This is a genomic window from Shewanella sp. K8 (assembly GCF_028823715.1).
Taxonomy (GTDB): Bacteria; Pseudomonadota; Gammaproteobacteria; order Enterobacterales; family Shewanellaceae; genus Shewanella; species Shewanella algae.
This window is the reverse complement of the sequence record NZ_JAPEHY010000018.1, coordinates 17,760-37,156: the sequence shown is the minus strand read 5'-3', so window position 1 is coordinate 37,156 and position 19,397 is coordinate 17,760. Positions and strand designations below refer to the sequence as shown.

The following is a 19,397-nucleotide window of genomic DNA, read 5'->3' as shown; positions in this document are numbered from 1 at the left end:
TTCATAGCTCGTACATAAACTTCATAACTATCGGGAAAAGAAGAATCATGAAGGTGACAGGGAAGATGAACACTATGAGTGGGAATACCAGCTTTACTGGAGCCTCCAGGGCTTTCTTTTCGGCACGTTGGAAACGTTCTACTCGGCGCTGGTCTGCTTGAATTCTAAGTGTTTTACCCAGGCTTGCTCCGGTTCTTTCTGCTTGAGCCAAGGCACTTACCAAGCTGTTGATTTCGGTTATTTGTACCCGTTCGGCCATATTCCTAAAAGACTGAGCTCTGGACATCCCGGCGCGCATATCGCGGATAACCTTTTCAATTTCAATTTTTAAAGGCCCTTCTGGACCGCGTTCAACCGCTTGGGTCAGCGCACCAGTCATATTCAAACCGGCTTCGATGGACATGGTCAGATAGTCCAGATACACAGGTAGCACTTTAACAATGTCTAGCTGACGCTTCTTACGCAGATCGTTCAGTGTCATCACGGGGAGGAAATAGCCAACAATGGCAGCAAAGAGCAGGTAGCGGCTGTTGACCTCTCCCAGCATCGCGGTTGCTGCCAGCATCAGTCCCACTGCAAATAGCGTGCTGAGGATCCTGATGGCGAAGTATTGCTCGGCACTCATGATGTATGACAGGCCGGATATCTGTAGTTTCTTGGAAACCCGTTCCAGATAGTCGACACTGAGCTTCTCACTGATGTAGAAAGCCAATACTTGCACCAGTGGCCAAATTATTTTTAACCCTGGTGAAAGCGGATCCATGAACTCCCTGTTATCGGGAGGAACCCGGCGATAAATCCTTGCGCAACTGATAATGGTGAAGCCCAAAGCACAGGCGTAGCAGAGGATGATCAGATTAATCATGATTGCGGCTCCTACTACACATCGATAGTGACTATCTTACGAATGGATATGTAACCGCAGAACAGCATCAATACGACGACTGCGATGGTGAGCCAGCCCAAGGGCTCGGTAAAAATGCGTCCCATGGCATCCGGCTCCATGTGATTGAGTACTACCCCGATAAACACTGGTAGCAAGGTCATCACTAATCCCTGAAGCTTACCTTGTGATGTTAGCGCGTCTATCTTGCCTTCCATCTCCAGCTTTTTTCGCAGTGTACTGGACAGCCTTGACAGTACTTCAGCCAGGTTTCCCCCTACTTCTCGGGATATTTGCATACCGGCAATCACTAACTGAAATTCGGGTTCAGGAATTCGAGCATACATGTTGTTCAGAGCGGTATTGAACTCTACCCCCAAGCGTTGCTCCCGCAGAAACAACTGAAATTCCTGCCGTATGGGGGCATCCATTTCCTCAGCCATAAATTCAATGGCTGAGGTGGTATTGGCGCCGGACTGCATTGAAGAGGCGATCATATTAAGTGCATCAGGCAACTGTTCGACAAACTTACGTTGGCGACGCTTACGTAGATAGCGATATGCAAAGCGTGGCAGCAGAGCCAATATTATGCTGAGGACAATACCCAGTATCAAAGAACCAAACAGCAACCAAACTAGAAATGGCACTGATACCAAAGTAATAATGTTCATCAAAAACAGTTGCTGCGGTTCGATGAACATGAACATATCGGCAAGGTTTGTACTGGCTGATGTGGTGAATTTGTCCTGATATTCTCTGGCCCAATTAGACGACAGGTGCCTCAATGACCACACCAGCAGCACCGCACTGATACCAATGCAACCTATGATGAACAACGGACTACTCATGGCGAGACTCCCGCTCAAAAATATCCAGTTTGACCTTGATACCTTGTTGCCTTAAGCGCTCATAAAACTCCGGGACAGAACCGGTTGCCGTATAGTAACCCTGTACTTTGCCGTGCTCGTTGAAACCCGTCTGTTGAAAACGGAATATCTCCGAGAGTTGCACTATGGAGCCTTCAATGCCGGTAACCTCGCAAATGCTGGTAACGCGACGAGAACCATCGGCGAAACGTGATTGCTGGACTATGATATTGACGGCTGAAGATATCTGTTCACGAATGGCCTGTACCGGTAATTCCATGCCAGCCATCATCACCATGACTTCCAGCCTTGAGATACAGTCTCGTGGTGAGTTTGAGTGGGCTGTAGTCAGCGAGCCGTCATGCCCCGTATTCATGGCCTGAAGCATGTCCAGTGCCTCACCTCCACGGCATTCACCGATAACGACTCTGTCAGGACGCATCCGAAGACAGTTTTTGACCAGATCACGGATCTCTATGGCGCCTTTACCTTCCTGGTTGGCTGGGCGAGCTTCCAGTGAAACCAGATTTGGTTGATAGAGTTGCAACTCGGCGGCATCTTCAACTGTGATAATTCGCTCGCTTTCCGGAATAAAGTTGGAGAGAACATTCAACAGGGTTGTTTTCCCTGAACCTGTACCACCAGAGATAACGACATTTCGCTTCTGCTTAACTGCAATTTCCAGAAAGTCAGCCATTGCCTGACTCATAGAACCAAAGCGCACCAGATCACTACAGTTCAGTCGCTGCTGCATAAATTTACGTATGGTGATGCATGGGCCTTTAAGAGCCAAAGGTGGTATTACTGCATTAACCCGGGAACCATCTTTAAGGCGCGCATCCACCATGGGTGAGCTTTCATCTATGCGTCTGCCTATTGGTGTAACTATTCGCTCTATGGCGCCCAATACGGCCTGATCATCTGAAAAGGCAACGTCTGAAAGAAACAGCTGGCCGGCTTTTTCATAAAAGATCTGATCATGACTATTAACCATGATTTCAGACACTTCAGGGTCTGCAACCAAGCCTTCCAAGGGGCCAAGCCCTATGGTTTCATCCAGAACTTCTTCTATTAGAGAGTTGACTTCAATCTCTGCAGGAAGCTGCATTTGGCTAATGATTTGCTGGATAAGAGACTCACTCTGCTGGCGTAGCTCCTGGTCGCTCATCTCGTTGACGTTGACCCTGCGAAGATCCATCTGTTTCAGCAGTTCTCTGTGTACCCGTCGGCGCCACTCATTTCTGAATTGAATATGATCCAGCTTGGCATTGGTCATAGCCAGTGGTTTCATGTTCCTAGTGCTTTCAACGTCTGCAACCTGCTTGTCAGCAGGATTCTCCGGTGGGCATTCTGCTGACGAATCTTTATTGTCGAACTGGTATTCGGGATCTTGATTAATCACGCGAAGCTGATAATCCCCTACCTGTATCCTGTCTGTTGTCTTGAGTGGACCGAAACGCTGCCGCTTTTCGTCATTCACCCTGATACCGGTGCGGCTCTTGTTGTCTTCCACGAAGATGCCTTCTTCATCCTGTATGAGCGTGGCGTGCAAGCGTGAAACTTTGAATCCTCTCAAGACGATAAGGTTGTCTGGATCTTTGCCTATTTGGCACTGGGAATGAATACATTGAAACTCACCGACACGGGTACCTTTATTGGTGCTCACCATAATACTGAACATATACCGCTCCTAGTCCAGGATGTAGAAGGCTTCTAGCTGGTCAGCTTCTGCCGCCAGTTCTTTACCCCGGGCCAACTGTGCTTCGTGCTCTTCATGACCCGGATAAACTATTGTAGGGGTAACGAAAATAACCAGTTCGGTCTTGTTTTCCCTAAAATTACGTGACTTGAATAGTTCTCCCAGGATGGGAATATCACCAAGCAGTGGAAAACGGGAAACGGACTTTGACATTTCGCTGTTGACCAGCCCTGAAATCACCATGGTTTCTTTGTTTTTGACGTTGATTACGGACTCTGCTTTACGGGTGAGTAGGCCGGGAACATCATCAATAGCAACTGAAGGGTCAATCGCACTGACTTCGGCTCGCACTCGGCTAATGATGTTTTGATGTTCGTCCACCTCAGGTTCGATATCCAACTTGATCCCATATTCCTTGAATTCTACGGTGACGACGCCCAGGGCTGAGGTCATAGGAATGGGGAACTCGCCTCCGGCCAGGAAGCTGGCAGCCTCACCACTTCGAGTGGTGAGGTTGGGTTGCGCCAGCATGCGGGCATCCCCCTTTTCGGCCATCAACTGAATCTTGGATCCAATTCCGGTAACTATGCCGAAATAACTCCATCCTCTGGTATCCAGAACACCAATGCTGTCTGAAATAGCCTCACTGATGGTGCCGACATAATTGCCAGGAGATGTCACACTGAAAATGGGGTTGGCAGTAAAGGCTTTAGCTGCACCAAAGGCTGGGCCTGACATAACTGAATCCCATTGAATACCAATGTTGTTAAGACGAGATTTATTGAACTCGACTATCTGCACCTGCATTTTCACCATGGGAACCATGTCCGGGGCATATTGTTTGAACTCAACAAGTGAAATCAGGTTTGGGTGACTGGCCAGTATTTTTTCAACGACGCCTTTATGTTTCTCATCGACTTCTCCCTGAACGACCAGCAGCTCATTGGATTGAGTCACGCTTAGCTTGGGGAAAGAAGCCAGTAGGTGCTGGATATTCTGGATGCTGGTCAGTTGGTTTTTGGCATAAACAGTGACACTGCGCTTGATGAGTTTCCCATTTTTTTGCCACAGCTGAAGGTCTGAGACACCTTCAGACTCACCTATTAACAATACTCCTTTATCATCAATGACTTTGGCACTGAGAATTGCACCATTTCCGACCACAACGCGTTCAACATTGTTGACCTTATAGAGCTCCACTGCGCCGACATAAAGCGAGAGAGGAGGGTTGTTATGGGCAAAGGTCTGCCATGGCAACAGCAAGGCTGCCAGAAAAAGGATGAAACTTCTCATAATGCGGTTCTTGTCTCTTGTTGGGTGATTTGCAGCTTAGGCTCGGCTGCATCTGGATTTGGGTATTCTTGATATTGGGTTTGAACGCCGCCGCCACCGACAATAATCTCTACCAGGCGACTATTGTCAGAAGCTGATTTTTCAAATATTTCATCCTGATACAGGGAAGCAAACTCCAGTGGCAAAGTTTCCTGTTGATTACGCAATAGAGTGACAAATGAACCTTTGTTGCGGGCCAAGGACACCCTGGCTGCATCATCCACGGATAAAGCCAAGGTCACAGTATTGTAGGAGGCGGGATCTTCAAATAGGGTGTCTGCCAGTTCATCAGGTACTTCCTGGCTGCGTCTGCCGGTTGCCAATACAGTGACGTCTTCCAGAAGTAGCTGTAACTTCTTGCGATTGTTGTTGTTGTCACCCAGCGGTTCGTCATACGCCAACAATAGATCGATATGATCAGATGGAACCAACATTCCGGCCGTTGAGTTAATGACATCAATCTCGATAGTCACTGCACGTTGGCCTTCATCAAGCATGTCGGAAAATTTACTGACACCATGACCGGGTACATAAGCAGTAAGCAGGGGTCTGCCGGGAGCCATCGGGTGTAATAGCATCTTGCCGACCACCTCACCGAATTGACTGGGATGGTAGGCCTCCAAGGGGACTATATCGGCTCGTATTTGCCGTACGGTCATATTCTGCTCAGAAATGATCATACCTTTTTCAAGAGGTTGATTGGCTACAAGCACGTCAGCCATCACGACATCACTGTCACTGAGTTCAGCTCTGAGCTCGGCTTCCCGCTGCTCGAAATATGATTTGGTTGCAAAGGCTGCGACACCACCCAAGGCGATGGCAACCAGCAGCAGGATCCAGTTAAAGTCTATCGATTTCAGTTTCATCTTTTGTCTCAATACTAAAGAGGTAATGCAGGCAGTGATTTGGCATAGGCGAATGCGGTATACCAAGCTCTGAGAGCCTCCAGGCACAGCTCGACCACATTCTGGTCGCCTTGAGATTCTATTGGGGTCAAGAGTGCGGCGACCAAGGCACCGCACACCACGAGATACTCAAAGCTTGCTTGTCCTTTTTGGTTTTTGTTTAACACCTTAAATCCCTTCCATAACTTGGTTAGCGACCACGTAAACCAAGCCATTTTTTCGGTTTATGCTAATGTCCAGAGTGTTGCTTCCCTGGGTGAGCATCAGGGTGCCGATTTCGCTATCCAGATAGGTACCAACTTCGCTCCAACCCTGACGTTGAAAGTGACGTTGGTAGTAATGGAAGGTATCTGCCAGTGTGCGGTTGCTGTTGAAAACCAAGGTTCGGCCACTCTTGAAGAGATCCTTTGAACTGACATCAGACAACACAGTGCTACCGCTCGGCATTGGAAATTCCAACTTACTATGGACTGGGCTACCGGGATCTTTACTTATGCCTATGTAAGCTAAAACACCATCAAAGTCTTTCCTTATTCGGGCCGTTAACAGGAAAGGTGGTTGCAAGCTATTGATGATGTAATCCTGGCCAAACATCTGTTCATCAAAGCGTTCACTTTTGCCCTGCCATTGGCGTTTGAAGAAGGCTGCGGTCATCATCTGATTGCTTTTATCCCGCATCACCCAAGTTGCCATGGGAGTGCCTTGATAAACCATTTCTTCAGCTACCACTTCCACCGTGGCGGAATCGGGAAACTGTATTTCAGGCCATTCAGTTGCCAGCAGAGGAAGGCTGAGAAACCAACAGCCCAAAAGGAGTTGTTTCATAGTTAACCTCCACATCCTTTAGAACCATAATTACAAAGACGGTTGGCAGGCAGTACTTCAGTTTCCACATGGCCCAGCTTCAGGGAGTTGGGGTGCAGTTCTTTACCAAAGGGAATGAAGCTGGCAACCTTTTGGGCGGTTCTCACCCAACTGACATCTGCGTAGTTGGTTGGTACCAGGCGTTCGGCTCTACGACGCAGATGCTCAGGGCCAGCTGCATTCCATCCTGAGGCGAGTAAGGCGCTGTTGCCCTTATAAGTCAGCTGCATACTGTCGAATGGCTCGAGGTGCATCTGTACCAGGTCAGTTTCCACGCGAGTGTGGTAGAACTGATCTTGCTCAAGGGAGAAGCCGGTATAGGCCAGCACCCCAAGTGCTTTGCCTATCAAAGAGTTCACCGTACCCGGTATCTTGGAGCTCGGCTCGGCGAAGCTTAGACGGTTCTTTCCTTCCCCCTTATCCTTGATCAAGCCAGATAGAGAACCATCATGGCGAGTCTGGTGTTTCAGCAAGGGGTGAACATTCTGTTCCCAGTTCCATTGCTTAGGTGGACGACTATCTATTACCTGGCCTTTTCCTTGATAAAAGCGCCATGGGAGTTGGGCTGATAACTGTTGTTCCGTTTTTTTTGCCAGGAAAATTCCCTTGCCAGTGACCATGCGTGACGGTGCCTGCTCCTTCCATACCGTGCGTTCCCAAGCAGCATATTGAGCCGCCTGATTAGCTCTGTGTTGGACCCCGGTTATTTTTGAGATGAAAGGTAGCAACAGTAGCAATGGGATTATCACAAAGCTCATCCCTATGATTGATTCAGCCAGGGCCTGGCCCCGTTGTCGATGAATGAACTGCATTAGAGTAACCTTGTCAGAGCCTGAACTGCGGCCCTCTCCCCTTGAGTAGATTGGCTCAGGCGCACTTGCCAGAATGGGTTATAGAGGTTGCCGTACTCATGCTTACTATCTTTTCTGGCCCAGGCAGAACCTGATTTCATCAGATCTCTCGGCCGCGAGTAGTAGACTTGTGCCGCGGCCAATGCGGTCATTCTGTCACCCAGCATTTTTTCATTGGTCGCAGGGTCAACCATGTCCCCTCCGAGAGGTACGCTGTTGCTGGTTCTCACTTTGTCTTGTTTTTTGGATACCACGACCAGAATATTGCTGGTTTCACTTTTCCCTTTTGCGGAATTCGACAGGGAATAGAAAGGTTGTACGCCATCATAGCTGCCACGGGTCACTTGATCGGCGGCTGCAAAGTTGGATGCGCTTCTATTATGTCCTCTGCTGCTTCCCCAGTAAGTTCTATCGTTCAACCTGCTGAGAATGGCTCTATTGTCGGATACGGTTCCACCCCAACCGGCAGGAATTTCTCTGGTACGCCATTTGCAGCGCCAACGTTTACATCTGAACTTGGAAAAGTGCACACTCAAGGTATCCATGGATGTCCATGATTCTGGACGATTCCCGTTGCTGACAAGCTCGCTGCCGCCGGCTTTATAAGTCTTGGCTTTGATCGGAAAAAAGTGGAATGACCAAGGGAAAGGCAGTTTATAGGTGCGTTTGTTGCTGAAAGGATCTCGGGATTTAAGAGTGACACCTATAAAGTCCTTATACTGACTGCCACCCTTATTTCTGTTTTGTCTTTTTTGAAGAGTTTGAAAGTCTACCCATACATTCTTTAGATCTTGTATCAATAGCGGGTTTTGCATCAAATCCATACGAGCATTTGGATCATTGGCTTTGACAATATCGCCAGCGCTATCGAACGCTGCCGTTACCCCTGCATAGTGCATGGATTGCTGAGCGATACTTATGGCTTTAAGTACGGTATTTTCTACATTGACCAGTACTTTGATGGCAGGCTGCACACCTTGATTCAGCCCCTTTACCACTTGCGCGATACCGTTGACCACTTGGCCAACGTAGGGAACTGCACACAATACCCGGCAAGCATTCTGTGAAAATACTTCAGCCATATTGAACCAAGATGAAAGGCCAACGAGTTGGGCTACTGCTACCTGATTGGCAACCGCAGCTCTATTGGTGTACGCCTTGAAATTCATGTCCCTGGCAGCAAGAGTGGCAACACTGTAGGCTGTATTATCTGCGGTATTTTGTAATTTAGTGCCCTTGATATTCAGTTGGGACACATTGAAACTAAAGAGGATTACCATTAGTGCAAATGCCATAAGAATCAATGACATTATCATGGCTTGCCCCTGTTGACGGGAAGGCATCATTCCTTTGCTCCTGCCTGCTCTCTGGTCTTGGTATTGGTTTAGTCGATTCCGCTGTCGCCACCGCCTTGACCTGAACCACCGGCAGCCTTATTGGCCCCTTCGTTATAGTTGCTCAGGTTGTAGTTGCTATCGGCTGTATTGCTGGCATCGTCGGCAGCTGTCTTGGCATTGGATATTTGTCCAGAGGAGTCTTGCCCCGAAACTTCACTTGAAAGTCCGGCGACTTGGTTGCGTATTGTTTTTCCAAAAAAACTGTATACGCCAATTGCAGTAATCGCTATCAGAGCCACTATGATGATATATTCCGTCATCCCTTGGCCCATCTGTTTATTAGATGCCATGAGTTAATCCTTTAACGAATGAGAAGGGGAATCACCAGACGTATTCCCCATTTTATAGGTAAGAGAGGTATTAATTACCGCCTGAACCACCAGAAGAACCACCAGCCGCAGCCTTATTTGCAGCAGCGTTATAGTTACCCAAGTTATAATCACCGTTGGCAACAGTAGAGGTTGTCCCCGCAGCAGTTTTGGCAGCACCAATCTGAGCTGACGAATCAACACCGGACATCTCTGTTGCCAGACCAGCCACTTGATTTCGAATGGTTTTACCGAAGAAGCTGTATACGCCAATGGCGGAGACAGCAATAAGCGCTACTATAATGATATATTCGGTCATACCTTGACCGCGAATTTTACCCTTGTACATTATCACTCCTTGATGCATTTGCTTGAGACAAAATTGTCGCGTAATTTTCCCGTTACATATTAGTCATAACAATTACCCAAAAGTGTATATTTGTATCGTCGTACGGTAACTGGTTATACCCTTATTTTTATATGGGAATTGTTTAATGATTAATCAGGAGTGAGCAACTTAAAGTATATATATGACAGTAATAAGACAGGCTGATTAACTTGATAACTCAACTTATGCTGATACTAAGTTAATGCCTAATGGATGATGAAACGATTAATGTATTGTGGCTCTTAGGTTTGGTATTGAACATATAATTCTCGGAAAAGAAAACGGCTCCTTAATGGAGCCGTTTTCATCATCAACTGTCGTTATCAGGCTTTAGGGCCAGCGGCCTTGATGGCATCAGACACCTGATACTTGGCGAAGTTGCTTTGGAAGGATTCAGCCAGCTGCTTGGCGTACTTGGCATATTCTTCCTTATCGGCCCAAGTGTTGACCGGGTTCAGCAACGTGCTGTCGACGCCGGGGACGGCAACCGGGATATCCAGGTTCAACTGCTCGATATGTTCGGTCGGCACTTCTTTGAGTTCACCGCTGACGATGGCATCAACAATGGCACGGGTGACAGGAATGTCGAAACGCTTACCCACGCCGTAAGGGCCACCGGTCCAGCCTGTGTTCACCAGGTAAACCTGGCTACCGAAGGCTTGGATACGCTTCATCAGCAGTTCGGCATATACCCCGGCAGGGCGAGGGAAGAAGGGAGCACCGAAACAGGTGGAGAAGGTTGACTGAATCGCGGCGGTTGAGCCCACTTCGGTGGAACCCACCTTGGCGGTATAACCTGAGAGGAAGTGATAGGCCGCCTGCTCCTTGCTGAGTTTGGCTACCGGGGGCAGGACGCCGGAAACGTCGCAGGTGAGGAACACCACGGCGTGTGGCTCGTTGCCACGGTTGTCTTCCTTGCGCTGGGCGATGTGCTCCAGTGGGTAAGCGGCACGGGTGTTCTCGGTCAGGCTGGCATCCTTGTAGTCGGGCACGCACTGCGCGTCCAGTACCACGTTTTCCAGCACAGTACCGAAGCGAATGGCATCCCAGATCACCGGCTCATTCTTCTGGCTGAGATCGATACACTTGGCATAACAGCCACCTTCAATATTGAAGACGCCGCCTTCGGCCCAGCCGTGCTCGTCATCACCGATAAGGAAGCGCTTGGGATCGGCAGACAGTGTGGTCTTGCCTGTGCCTGAGAGGCCGAAGAAGAGGGTAGTGTCACCATCTTTACCGACGTTGGCCGAGCAGTGCATCGGCAGTACGTCTTTGGCCGGCAGCAGGAAGTTTTGTACCGAGAACATGGATTTTTTCATTTCACCGGCATAGCGCATACCGGCCAGCAGTACCTTACGCTCGGCGAAGTTGATGATAACTGTGCCGTCTGAGTTGGTGCCATCGCGCTCGGGTGAGCAGACAAAACCAGGGGCATTGATAATCTGCCACTCGGGTTTCTGACTCTGGTTATAGTGCTCTGGCACGATAAACAGGTTACGGGCAAACAATTGGTGCCAAGCGTATTCAGTCGTGACTCTGATAGGCAGGTAGTGATCGGCGTCGGCGCCGACTTCCAGTTCAGAGACAAATACTTGCTTGTCGGCCAGATAGGCCTCGACCCTTTCCCATAGGGCAGCAAATTTTTGAGGTTCAAACGCTTGGTTGACCGCGCCCCACTCGATATCGGCCTCGGTACCCGGCTCCTTGACAATAAAACGGTCGGCGGGGGAACGGCCGGTGCGCTCGCCGGTCTGGGCCACCAGGGCGCCGTTGGCTGTCAGAGTGCCTTCGCCGCGCAGAATAGCCTGCTCGACCAGTTGGGCACTGTTGAGATTGAGTTGGATGCGGTTTGCTTCTGCCGCCATAGGTAAGGTCTCCATCTATTGTGAGGTCTGGTATGGTCCCGGTCTGCTGCCGGGTTGGCGCGATTGTAACTTAAGCGCTGGCTGAAGTGTGAGCAAGATCTGGAAAATGGTGAAAAAAAGAGGGCGATCACTCGCCCTCTTGAAAAACGACAGATTTATCGCCCCATTATTGGGGAGTATCCGGTGCCTGAGCGTTGGCGAAGATGGCTTCGATATCGATAGCGTCGAAGCGATAGTGGCTGTTGCAGTATTCACAGCCCATCTCCACCAGGCCTTTTTCCTGGATGATGGCGTCTATCTCTTCTTTCGCCAGGGTGCGGATGGCTGCAGCGCTGCGCTCACGGGAGCAGGTACACTTGAAGCTGACGCTCACCGGATCGAACAGCCGCACCTGCTCCTGATGGTAGAGGCGATGCAGGACTTCGGTGGCCGGCAGGCTGAACAGTTCTTCGGCCTTAATAGTCGCAGTCAGCTGAGTCAGGTGTTCAAACTCGGTATTTTCACTCTGCTCGCTCGGCAATACCTGCAACAGCATACCGGCGGCATGTTCGCCATCGGCAAATAACCAGATACCGGTAGGCAATTGCTCAGATTGGGCAAAGTAGCTCTCCAGACATTCGGCGATGCTGGGCTTATCCAGCGCCACTACGCCCTGGTAACGCTCGCCTTCTGTCGGGGTAAGGGTGATAACCATATAGCCTTGACCAAAGAGCTGTTCCAGTGGCGTATCGGCAGCAATCTCGCCCTGCCAACGGGCAACGCCCCTCAATTCCTGGCGGTTGTTACCATTGATCACTGCCAGTGACACGGGGCCACCCTGACCCTGGAGTTGCACACTGATATCTCCTTCAAATTTCAGCGTGGCTGTCAGCAACGAGGTGGCGGCCAGCAATTCACCCAGCAGTACCTTAAGGCGCTCCGGGTAATCGTGGGTGTTAACTATCTGGCGGTAGCTATCACTGAGCTGGGCCAGTTCACCCCTTACATCGGCGTTATCAAACAGATAGCGATGGAGAGTATCTTGGTTCATTGGGTTTCTCACTGTTAATTCAGGTCTCGCGGAAGCGGATGATTTGCCGCCGCTGTTTCTTGTCCGGCTTGGTATCGGGCGCCGGATTATGCAGTATGTTGAGCCTTCTGGCTTCTGCATTACTTTCCCGCTTTTGTATGCTCTGCGGTGTTTCTTCGTACAGGCTCTGGGCGATAACCGCCCCCTGACGGACACCGGAAACTTTTTTTATGACGATCTCTTTTTCGTCATATCCCTGGCGTAACCTAATGCGCGCACCGACTTCTGCCAGTTTGCTGGATTTGGTCCTTTGGCCGTTGTAATGTACTTTACCGCCGTTGATCATCTCTTTGGCCAGGGCGCGGGTCTTGTAAAAACGCGCTGCCCAGAGCCATTTATCGAGCCGGACCGCCTCGGCGTTGTCATTGCTATGGGCCATGGATACTCCTGTCATAAATGAAAAAGGGGATGAGCTCACAACTCGGGGATAAATCCCTTGTCCAAGCCGTCGATACGGGGTTAAACAGTGGAGCGCTTCACACCCTTTCCAGGCGCGCAAAGGTAGCATAATCGTACAATTTTCGCCAATCTACTCCCTGTTATGGTCTTGTTGCAAACAAGAGTGTGGGTTAGCATGGCGAAGGGTTCAGTCACTATCATAATCAGAACAGAGACCTGATTAGAGGGTCCGGAAAATATGGATTTATTGGATAAGATTATCGCCAAGACGGGCAGCATACCGCAAAAACCCGCCAGCTCTGCCGTGTTTTGGCTACTGATGCTGTTGGTTCTGTATTTGATGGCACAGATCAGCTGGAAGCTGATCCCAACAGGCAAACCGACAGCCAACTGGACACCAACCCCGGTTTCTGGCACCCAATCCCAGAATGTCGATATTGGCACTATCAACGGCTTGGCACTATTCGGCAAGAAAGATGCCAGCAGCACCAAGCCCAAGTCTGAGCCAGCCGCCGAAATGATCACAGATGCTCCAAAAACTTCACTGTCGATTTTGTTGACCGGGGTGGTGGCATCCAGTGCCGAGCAGAAAGGCCTGGCTATTATTGAGTCTCAAGGCAGTCAGGAAACCTACAGCCTGGGCGATAAGATTAAGGGTACCTCGGCATCGCTGAAAGAGGTGTATGCCGACCGCATCATTATTACCAATGCCGGCCGTTACGAGACTCTGATGCTCGACGGTCTGCAATATACCACTCAGTCACAAGCCAACGCCCAGCTGCAACAGGCCCGCAGCGGTGGTGATGTGACCAAGGTTGACCGCCGTGATGCCGATATTGGCCGCGAGTTGGTGGCCTCCCGCGATGAGTTGCTGGCCGATCCCAGCAAGATTACCGATTACCTGGCGATCTCTCCGGTACAAAAGGATGGTGAAGTACAAGGGTACAGACTCAACCCGGGTAAAGATGCCGGATTATTCAAGGATGCCGGGTTCCAGCCCAATGACCTGGCAAAATCCATCAATGGTTATGATTTAACTGATATGAGCCAGGCGCTGGAGGTGATGGGCCAGCTGCCGGATCTGACCGAGGTCTCTGTGATGGTAGAGCGCGAAGGTCAGTTGGTTGAAATCATGTTCAGTTTGCCGCAATAAAGCAGGTTTAGGGGAAAGTACAATAATGAACAACAAACGGATTCGAACCAAGCTTATCGCTGGTCTGGTAGCCACAGCGGCCTTGCTGACCCAACAAAGCGCTTGGTCTGAGCAATATGCGGCGAACTTTAAAGGCACTGATATTCAGGAGTTTATCAACATAGTTGGTAAGAACCTCAATAAGACCATCATTGTCGATCCTACTATTCGCGGCAAAATCAATGTCCGCAGCTATGACATGCTCAACGATGAGCAGTATTACCAGTTCTTCCTCAACGTGTTACAGGTCTACGGTTATGCCGTGGTCGAGCTGGAAAACAATGTCATCAAGGTAATTAAAGATAAAGACGCCAAGACCTCTTCCATTCGGGTTGCCGATGACAATACCCCGGGACTTGGCGATGAGATGGTGACCCGCATTGTGGCGCTGTACAACACAGAAGCCAAACAGTTGGCGCCTTTGCTGCGTCAGCTCAATGACAACGCCGGTGGCGGCAACGTGGTCAACTATGATCCTTCCAACGTTTTGATGATCACCGGCCGCGCCAATGTGGTCAACAAGCTGGTGGAGATTGTACGCCGGGTGGACAAACAGGGGGACACCGAAGTGCAGGTGGTGCCTTTGGAATACGCCTCTGCCGGTGAAATGGTTCGTATTATAGATACCCTCTATCGCGCCAGTGCCAACCAGGCACAACTGCCGGGCCAGGCGCCCAAAGTGGTGGCCGACGAGCGTATCAACGCCGTGGTGGTCAGTGGCGATGAACGCAGCCGTCAGCGGGTGGTGGAGCTTATTCATCGTCTCGACGCCGAGCAGGCCAGCACGGGTAACACCAAGGTGCGTTATCTGCGTTATGCCAAGGCCGAAGACCTGGTGGAAGTCCTGACCGGCTTTGCCCAAAAACTGGAAGGTAAAGATGGTGCCGCACCAGCCCCCGGCAGCGCCGGAGGCAAACGCCGCAACGAAATCAATATCATGGCCCATGAAGACACCAATGCTTTGGTGATCAGCGCCGAGCCGGATCAGATGCGCACCCTGGAGAGTGTGATCAACCAGTTGGATATCCGCCGAGCCCAGGTGCTGGTGGAAGCCATCATAGTCGAGGTAGCTGAAGGGGATGACGTGGGCTTCGGCATTCAGTGGGCCACCGAGGCAGGTGGCGGTACTCAGTTCAATAACCTTGGCCCCACCATAGGTGAAATTGGCGCGGGTATCTGGGCGGCGCAGGATCAGAAGGCTTCCCAGACCTGTACCGGCTCGGGTGATAACCTGACCTGTACCCAAAACCCTGACACCAAGGGTGATATCACCCTGTTGGCTCAGGCGCTCGGTAAGGTGAACGGTATGGCCTGGGGCGTGACCATGGGCGACTTTGGCGCTCTGGTTCAGGCCGTGTCCAGCGATACCAACTCCAACGTGTTGGCGACGCCTTCTATTACCACCCTGGATAACCAGGAAGCGTCCTTCATTGTTGGTGACGAAGTGCCTATCCTCACAGGTGCGCAAAACTCTACCAATGGCAACAGTAACCCGTTCCAAACCGTTGAACGTAAGGAAGTCGGGGTCAAGCTCAAGGTGGTGCCACAGATCAACGAAGGCAACGCGGTCAAGCTCACCATTGAGCAGGAAGTGTCCGGCATCAACGGCAAGACCAATGTGGACGTGACCTTTGCCACCCGTCGCCTGACCACTACTGTGATGGCCGACTCGGGCCAAATCGTGGTGCTGGGTGGACTGATCAATGAAGAGGTGCAGGAGAGCGTACAGAAAGTGCCTTTCCTGGGTGATATTCCAATTCTGGGACACCTGTTCAAATCGTCCAGCAGCGGCAAGAAGAAAAAGAACCTGATGGTGTTTATCAAGCCGACCATTATTCGTGATGGTGTCACCATGGAAGGCATTGCCGGCCGTAAGTATAACTACTTCCGTGCCTTGCAGCTGGAGCAACAGAAGCGCGGCATTAACCTGATGCCAAACACCAATGTGCCTATGTTGGAAGAATGGAGCCAGGAAGAGTATCTGCCACCCGAGGTCAATGAGATCCTCGAGCGCTATAAGCAAGGTAAGGGGCTGGATACCAAGATGCGCAAGACGGACTCCACCCTGAAGACATTGGATGAGAACAAACAGGGCGAAGCCGATGAGTGAAGTCCAGCCGCCAACAGAAGAGCTGGCTCAGGTTTCCAGTGAGCTGGCGCTGGTCGCCGAGGCCGAGAGTGACGAGCTGTTTCATTCAAACAGCCGTGAGCGGCTGCCGTTTGCCTTTGCCCACAGATACAACCTGGTGCTCAGCAAAGACCCGGAGGAACGGCTGACTCTGTATTACACCCAGGCAACACCTTTGTCTGTGCTGTTTGAGGTGCGTCGTTATGCCGGTCAGGAGTTACCGCTGCACAAGCTGGAAGCCAATGAGTTTGAGCGCTACCTGACCCAGGCCTATCAGAGTAACTCTTCCGAGGCGCAGCAGCTGATGGAAGACATAGGCAATGAGATGGATCTCTTTACCCTGGCAGAAGAGATGCCGCAGACCGAAGATCTGCTGGAAGGGGAAGATGATGCACCTATCATCAAGCTGATCAACGCCTTATTGTCTGAAGCCATCAAAGAAGAGGCTTCGGATATTCATATTGAAACCTACGAGAAGCAGCTTGTGGTGCGTTTCCGGGTCGATGGTGTGCTCAAGGAAGTGCTCAAGCCGAACCGTAAGCTTTCCTCACTCCTGGTATCGCGGATCAAGGTAATGGCCCGTTTGGATATCGCCGAGAAGCGGGTGCCGCAGGACGGCCGGATCTCGCTGCGTATCGGTGGTCGCGCCGTGGATGTGCGGGTATCGACCATGCCATCGAGCCACGGCGAGCGGGTCGTGCTGCGTCTGTTGGACAAGAACGCCGGTAATCTGGATTTGGCACAGCTGGGGATGAAAGACAGCATCCGCCGCCAGTTTGATGAGCTGATCCGTAAACCCCACGGCATTATTCTGGTTACCGGCCCTACGGGTTCGGGCAAGAGTACTACCCTCTATGCCGGTCTAACCGAAATCAATCACAACGACATCAACATACTCACAGTTGAAGACCCGATAGAGTACGAACTGGAAGGCATAGGCCAAACCCAGGTCAACACCAAGGTGGACATGACTTTCGCCCGCGGCTTGCGGGCCATTCTGCGTCAGGATCCTGATGTGGTGATGATAGGGGAAATCCGTGATCTGGAAACAGCCCAGATTGCGGTGCAGGCCTCACTCACAGGCCACCTGGTGATCTCTACCTTGCACACCAACACGGCTTCTGGTGCCATTACCCGTTTGCAGGACATGGGCGTTGAGCCTTTCCTGGTGTCTTCCAGTCTGCTGGGGGTGCTGGCCCAGCGCCTGGTGCGGACTCTATGCAACGAATGTAAGGAAGCCCACGCCCCGGATGCCCGCGAACGTGAACTCCTGGGCATAGGCGATGAGGAAGCGGTGATCTATCGCGCCAAGGGTTGCAAGAGCTGTGGCCATAACGGCTATCGTGGCCGTACCGGGATCCATGAACTACTGCTGGTGGACGACAACGTCCGCGAACTCATTCACGGCGGCCGTGGCGAACTGGCGATTGAAAAATATATTCGTCAGCACAGCCCCAGCATTCGCCATGACGGCATGGTCAAGGTGCTGGCGGGGATCACTACCCTGGAAGAAGTGCTGCGCGTGACCCGCGAGGAGTAATTCATGGCGGCATTCGAGTACAAGGCGCTCAATCAAGCCGGTAAGCAGGTCAAAGGGGTTATCGAAGCCGATACCGCCAGACAGGCCCGCAGTCAGCTGCGTGAACAGAAGCTGATGCCGTTGGATATCGCTCCGGTTACCGAAAAGGAAGCCAAGGCCAGTAGTGGCAGTTGGTTGAACCGGCGCAAGAAGATCTCCGTGGCCGAACTGGCACTGATCACCCGCCAGATAGCGACCCTGGTCGCTGCCGGTTTGCCGGTGGAAGAGGCCCTCAAGGCCGTGGGCCAACAGTGCGAAAAAGACCGTCTCGCCTCCATGGTGATGGCGGTGCGCTCGCGGGTGGTGGAAGGCTACTCGCTGGCCGACTCCATGGCTGAGTTTCCCCATGTATTTGATGATCTCTACCGCGCCATGGTGGCCTCGGGCGAAAAGTCCGGCCATCTGGAAATCGTACTCAATCGCCTGGCGGACTACACGGAGCGGCGCCAGCAACTCAAGACCAAGCTGACCCAGGCGATGATCTATCCCATAGTGCTGACCACAGTGGCTATCGGTGTTATCGCCGTGCTGCTGGCGGCCGTGGTGCCCAAGGTGGTTGGCCAATTTGAACACATGGGCCAGGAGTTACCCGGTACCACTCAGTTTTTGATCGCCGCCTCTGACTTTGTTCAGCATTACGGCTTGTTCGTCCTGGGCGCCATAGTATTGCTGGCACTGCTGTTTCAGAAGATGCTCACCAAGCCCGCCTTCAAACTCAAGTATCACAAGCTGTTGCTGCGTTTGCCTGTGGTGGGCAAGGTCAGCAAGGGGCTGAATACTTCACGCTTTGCCCGAACCTTGAGTATCCTCAGTGCCAGCTCAGTGCCGCTGCTTGATGGCATGCGGATTGCCAGTGAGGTCTTGCTGAATGTGCGGGTGCGTCAGGCGGTGGAAGAGGCCACGGCCAGAGTGCGTGAGGGAACCAGTCTGGGGGCGGCACTGACTAATACCAAGCTGTTCCCGCCCATGATGTTGTATATGATAGCCTCGGGCGAGAAGAGTGGTGAGCTGGAGCAGATGCTCGAGCGCGCCGCAGATAACCAGGACAGGGAGTTCGAGTCCAACGTCAATATCGCCTTGGGGGTGTTTGAACCCCTGTTGGTGGTGAGTATGGCCGGGATAGTGTTGTTTATTGTTCTGGCGATTTTGCAACCGATATTGGCGCTCAACAATATGATTAGTGGCTGAGTCTCATTTCACCGCAGCCATTTGAGGTTTTTTAGGAGGAAGTAAGTTAATGCAAAGCAACAACAGACAGAAAGGTTTTACCCTGCTGGAAGTGATGGTGGTGATAGTGATCCTGGGGATCCTGGCCTCCATGGTGGTGCCCAATCTGATGGGTAACAAGGACAAGGCCGACCAGCAAAAGGCGGTGTCTGACATAGTCGCGCTGGAAAACCAGCTGGATATGTACAAGCTGGACAACAGCGTGTACCCCACAACCGAACAGGGGCTGGAAGCTCTGGTCGAGAAGCCCAATATTTCTCCTGAGCCACGCAACTATCGTGACGGTGGTTACGTTAAGCGCTTGCCTATGGATCCCTGGGGCAACCCTTACCTGCTGATGAGCCCGGGTGAACACGGCAAGATCGACGTCTTCAGCTCAGGCCCTGACGGCCAACCCGGCACAGAAGACGACATAGGCAACTGGAATCTGCAAGACTTCCAATAA

At 51.3% G+C, this 19,397-nt stretch carries 19 protein-coding genes; 5 read left to right on the top strand and 14 right to left on the bottom strand.

The annotated features are described in order from the left end of the window. Window position 1: 1 nt before the first annotated feature. From ON072_RS11300 to hslR, 14 genes are all read right to left on the bottom strand, one after another. Complete coding sequence (locus ON072_RS11300) at window positions 2-865, bottom strand: type II secretion system F family protein (RefSeq protein WP_025010631.1); 864 nt, start codon at window positions 863-865, stop codon at window positions 2-4. A gap of 14 nt (window positions 866-879) precedes the next feature. Continuing rightward, window positions 880-1,731: a type II secretion system F family protein gene (locus tag ON072_RS11295; protein ID WP_025010632.1), complete on the bottom strand. Its 852-nt coding sequence runs from the start codon at window positions 1,729-1,731 to the stop codon at window positions 880-882. Further along, window positions 1,724-3,430 carry an ATPase, T2SS/T4P/T4SS family gene (locus ON072_RS11290; RefSeq protein WP_025010633.1) on the bottom strand — a complete coding sequence of 569 codons (1,707 nt, stop codon included), beginning with the start codon at window positions 3,428-3,430 and terminating at the stop codon, window positions 1,724-1,726. The genes ON072_RS11295 and ON072_RS11290 overlap by 8 nt, the downstream gene beginning before the upstream one ends. Before the next feature lie 9 nt (window positions 3,431-3,439). Further along, window positions 3,440-4,741 carry a type II and III secretion system protein family protein gene (locus tag ON072_RS11285; protein ID WP_028780579.1) on the bottom strand — a complete coding sequence of 434 codons (1,302 nt, stop codon included), beginning with the start codon at window positions 4,739-4,741 and terminating at the stop codon, window positions 3,440-3,442. Continuing rightward, window positions 4,738-5,646 carry a Flp pilus assembly protein CpaB gene (gene cpaB / locus ON072_RS11280; protein ID WP_028780580.1) on the bottom strand — a complete coding sequence of 303 codons (909 nt, stop codon included), beginning with the start codon at window positions 5,644-5,646 and terminating at the stop codon, window positions 4,738-4,740. The genes ON072_RS11285 and cpaB overlap by 4 nt, the downstream gene beginning before the upstream one ends. Before the next feature lie 14 nt (window positions 5,647-5,660). After that, window positions 5,661-5,852 carry a hypothetical protein gene (locus ON072_RS11275; RefSeq protein WP_025010636.1) on the bottom strand — a complete coding sequence of 64 codons (192 nt, stop codon included), beginning with the start codon at window positions 5,850-5,852 and terminating at the stop codon, window positions 5,661-5,663. 1 nt (window position 5,853) lies between these two features. Continuing rightward, complete coding sequence (locus ON072_RS11270) at window positions 5,854-6,510, bottom strand: hypothetical protein (RefSeq protein WP_044733384.1); 657 nt, start codon at window positions 6,508-6,510, stop codon at window positions 5,854-5,856. Window positions 6,511-6,512: 2 nt separating this feature from the next. Next, a complete protein-coding gene (locus ON072_RS11265; protein ID WP_107005984.1) occupies window positions 6,513-7,361 on the bottom strand; it encodes a hypothetical protein in 849 nt (282 codons plus the stop codon). Then, entirely contained in the window at window positions 7,361-8,746 is a 1,386-nt protein-coding gene (locus ON072_RS11260; protein WP_037474985.1) for a Tad domain-containing protein, read from the bottom strand. The genes ON072_RS11265 and ON072_RS11260 overlap by 1 nt, the downstream gene beginning before the upstream one ends. A gap of 38 nt (window positions 8,747-8,784) precedes the next feature. Further along, window positions 8,785-9,087 (bottom strand): Flp family type IVb pilin, encoded by a 303-nt coding sequence (locus ON072_RS11255; protein ID WP_025010639.1) that lies wholly within the window; start codon window positions 9,085-9,087, stop codon window positions 8,785-8,787. 70 nt (window positions 9,088-9,157) lie between these two features. Next, window positions 9,158-9,454: a Flp family type IVb pilin gene (locus ON072_RS11250; RefSeq protein WP_025010640.1), complete on the bottom strand. Its 297-nt coding sequence runs from the start codon at window positions 9,452-9,454 to the stop codon at window positions 9,158-9,160. A 362-nt stretch (window positions 9,455-9,816) separates the two neighbouring features. Continuing rightward, window positions 9,817-11,358 (bottom strand): phosphoenolpyruvate carboxykinase, encoded by a 1,542-nt coding sequence (locus ON072_RS11245; protein ID WP_025010641.1) that lies wholly within the window; start codon window positions 11,356-11,358, stop codon window positions 9,817-9,819. Window positions 11,359-11,524: 166 nt separating this feature from the next. Beyond that, window positions 11,525-12,388: an Hsp33 family molecular chaperone HslO gene (gene hslO, locus ON072_RS11240; RefSeq protein ID WP_025010642.1), complete on the bottom strand. Its 864-nt coding sequence runs from the start codon at window positions 12,386-12,388 to the stop codon at window positions 11,525-11,527. Window positions 12,389-12,407: 19 nt separating this feature from the next. After that, window positions 12,408-12,806, bottom strand: a complete 399-nt coding sequence (gene hslR, locus ON072_RS11235) for a ribosome-associated heat shock protein Hsp15 (RefSeq protein ID WP_025010643.1) — start codon at window positions 12,804-12,806, stop codon at window positions 12,408-12,410. A 258-nt stretch (window positions 12,807-13,064) separates the two neighbouring features. Here hslR and gspC point away from each other — a divergent pair, with 258 nt between their 5' ends. The 5 genes from gspC to gspG are packed head-to-tail and all read left to right on the top strand — an operon-like array spanning window position 13,065 to window position 19,397. Then, window positions 13,065-13,979, top strand: a complete 915-nt coding sequence (gene gspC / locus ON072_RS11230; protein ID WP_025010644.1) for a type II secretion system protein GspC — start codon at window positions 13,065-13,067, stop codon at window positions 13,977-13,979. A 25-nt stretch (window positions 13,980-14,004) separates the two neighbouring features. After that, a complete protein-coding gene (gene gspD, locus ON072_RS11225) occupies window positions 14,005-16,128 on the top strand; it encodes a type II secretion system secretin GspD (RefSeq protein WP_025010645.1) in 2,124 nt (707 codons plus the stop codon). Continuing rightward, on the top strand, window positions 16,121-17,686 hold the full coding sequence (gene gspE / locus ON072_RS11220) for a type II secretion system ATPase GspE (protein ID WP_044733376.1): 1,566 nt from the start codon (window positions 16,121-16,123) through the stop codon (window positions 17,684-17,686). The genes gspD and gspE overlap by 8 nt, the downstream gene beginning before the upstream one ends. Window positions 17,687-17,689: 3 nt before the next feature. Continuing rightward, window positions 17,690-18,913, top strand: a complete 1,224-nt coding sequence (gene gspF / locus ON072_RS11215; protein WP_025010646.1) for a type II secretion system inner membrane protein GspF — start codon at window positions 17,690-17,692, stop codon at window positions 18,911-18,913. Between the two features lie 49 nt (window positions 18,914-18,962). Next, window positions 18,963-19,397 (top strand): type II secretion system major pseudopilin GspG, encoded by a 435-nt coding sequence (gene gspG, locus ON072_RS11210; protein WP_025010647.1) that lies wholly within the window; start codon window positions 18,963-18,965, stop codon window positions 19,395-19,397.

Excerpts from the sequence above, each read along its gene's own strand:
- ON072_RS11300 (WP_025010631.1), bottom strand. The coding sequence starts at position 865 with ATGATTAATCTGATCATCCTCTGCTACGCCTGTGCTTTGGGCTTCACC.
- ON072_RS11250 (WP_025010640.1), bottom strand. The coding sequence starts at position 9,454 with ATGTACAAGGGTAAAATTCGCGGTCAAGGTATGACCGAATATATCATT.
- ON072_RS11295 (WP_025010632.1), bottom strand. The coding sequence starts at position 1,731 with ATGAGTAGTCCGTTGTTCATCATAGGTTGCATTGGTATCAGTGCGGTG.
- gspE (WP_044733376.1), top strand. The coding sequence starts at position 16,121 with ATGAGTGAAGTCCAGCCGCCAACAGAAGAGCTGGCTCAGGTTTCCAGT.
- ON072_RS11265 (WP_107005984.1), bottom strand. The coding sequence starts at position 7,361 with ATGCAGTTCATTCATCGACAACGGGGCCAGGCCCTGGCTGAATCAATC.
- cpaB (WP_028780580.1), bottom strand. The coding sequence starts at position 5,646 with ATGAAACTGAAATCGATAGACTTTAACTGGATCCTGCTGCTGGTTGCC.
- ON072_RS11255 (WP_025010639.1), bottom strand. The coding sequence starts at position 9,087 with ATGGCATCTAATAAACAGATGGGCCAAGGGATGACGGAATATATCATC.
- gspD (WP_025010645.1), top strand. The coding sequence starts at position 14,005 with ATGAACAACAAACGGATTCGAACCAAGCTTATCGCTGGTCTGGTAGCC.
- gspG (WP_025010647.1), top strand. The coding sequence starts at position 18,963 with ATGCAAAGCAACAACAGACAGAAAGGTTTTACCCTGCTGGAAGTGATG.
- hslR (WP_025010643.1), bottom strand. The coding sequence starts at position 12,806 with ATGGCCCATAGCAATGACAACGCCGAGGCGGTCCGGCTCGATAAATGG.
- ON072_RS11285 (WP_028780579.1), bottom strand. The coding sequence starts at position 4,741 with ATGAGAAGTTTCATCCTTTTTCTGGCAGCCTTGCTGTTGCCATGGCAG.
- gspF (WP_025010646.1), top strand. The coding sequence starts at position 17,690 with ATGGCGGCATTCGAGTACAAGGCGCTCAATCAAGCCGGTAAGCAGGTC.
- ON072_RS11260 (WP_037474985.1), bottom strand. The coding sequence starts at position 8,746 with ATGATGCCTTCCCGTCAACAGGGGCAAGCCATGATAATGTCATTGATT.
- gspC (WP_025010644.1), top strand. The coding sequence starts at position 13,065 with ATGGATTTATTGGATAAGATTATCGCCAAGACGGGCAGCATACCGCAA.
- ON072_RS11270 (WP_044733384.1), bottom strand. The coding sequence starts at position 6,510 with ATGAAACAACTCCTTTTGGGCTGTTGGTTTCTCAGCCTTCCTCTGCTG.
- hslO (WP_025010642.1), bottom strand. The coding sequence starts at position 12,388 with ATGAACCAAGATACTCTCCATCGCTATCTGTTTGATAACGCCGATGTA.
- ON072_RS11290 (WP_025010633.1), bottom strand. The coding sequence starts at position 3,430 with ATGTTCAGTATTATGGTGAGCACCAATAAAGGTACCCGTGTCGGTGAG.
- ON072_RS11245 (WP_025010641.1), bottom strand. The coding sequence starts at position 11,358 with ATGGCGGCAGAAGCAAACCGCATCCAACTCAATCTCAACAGTGCCCAA.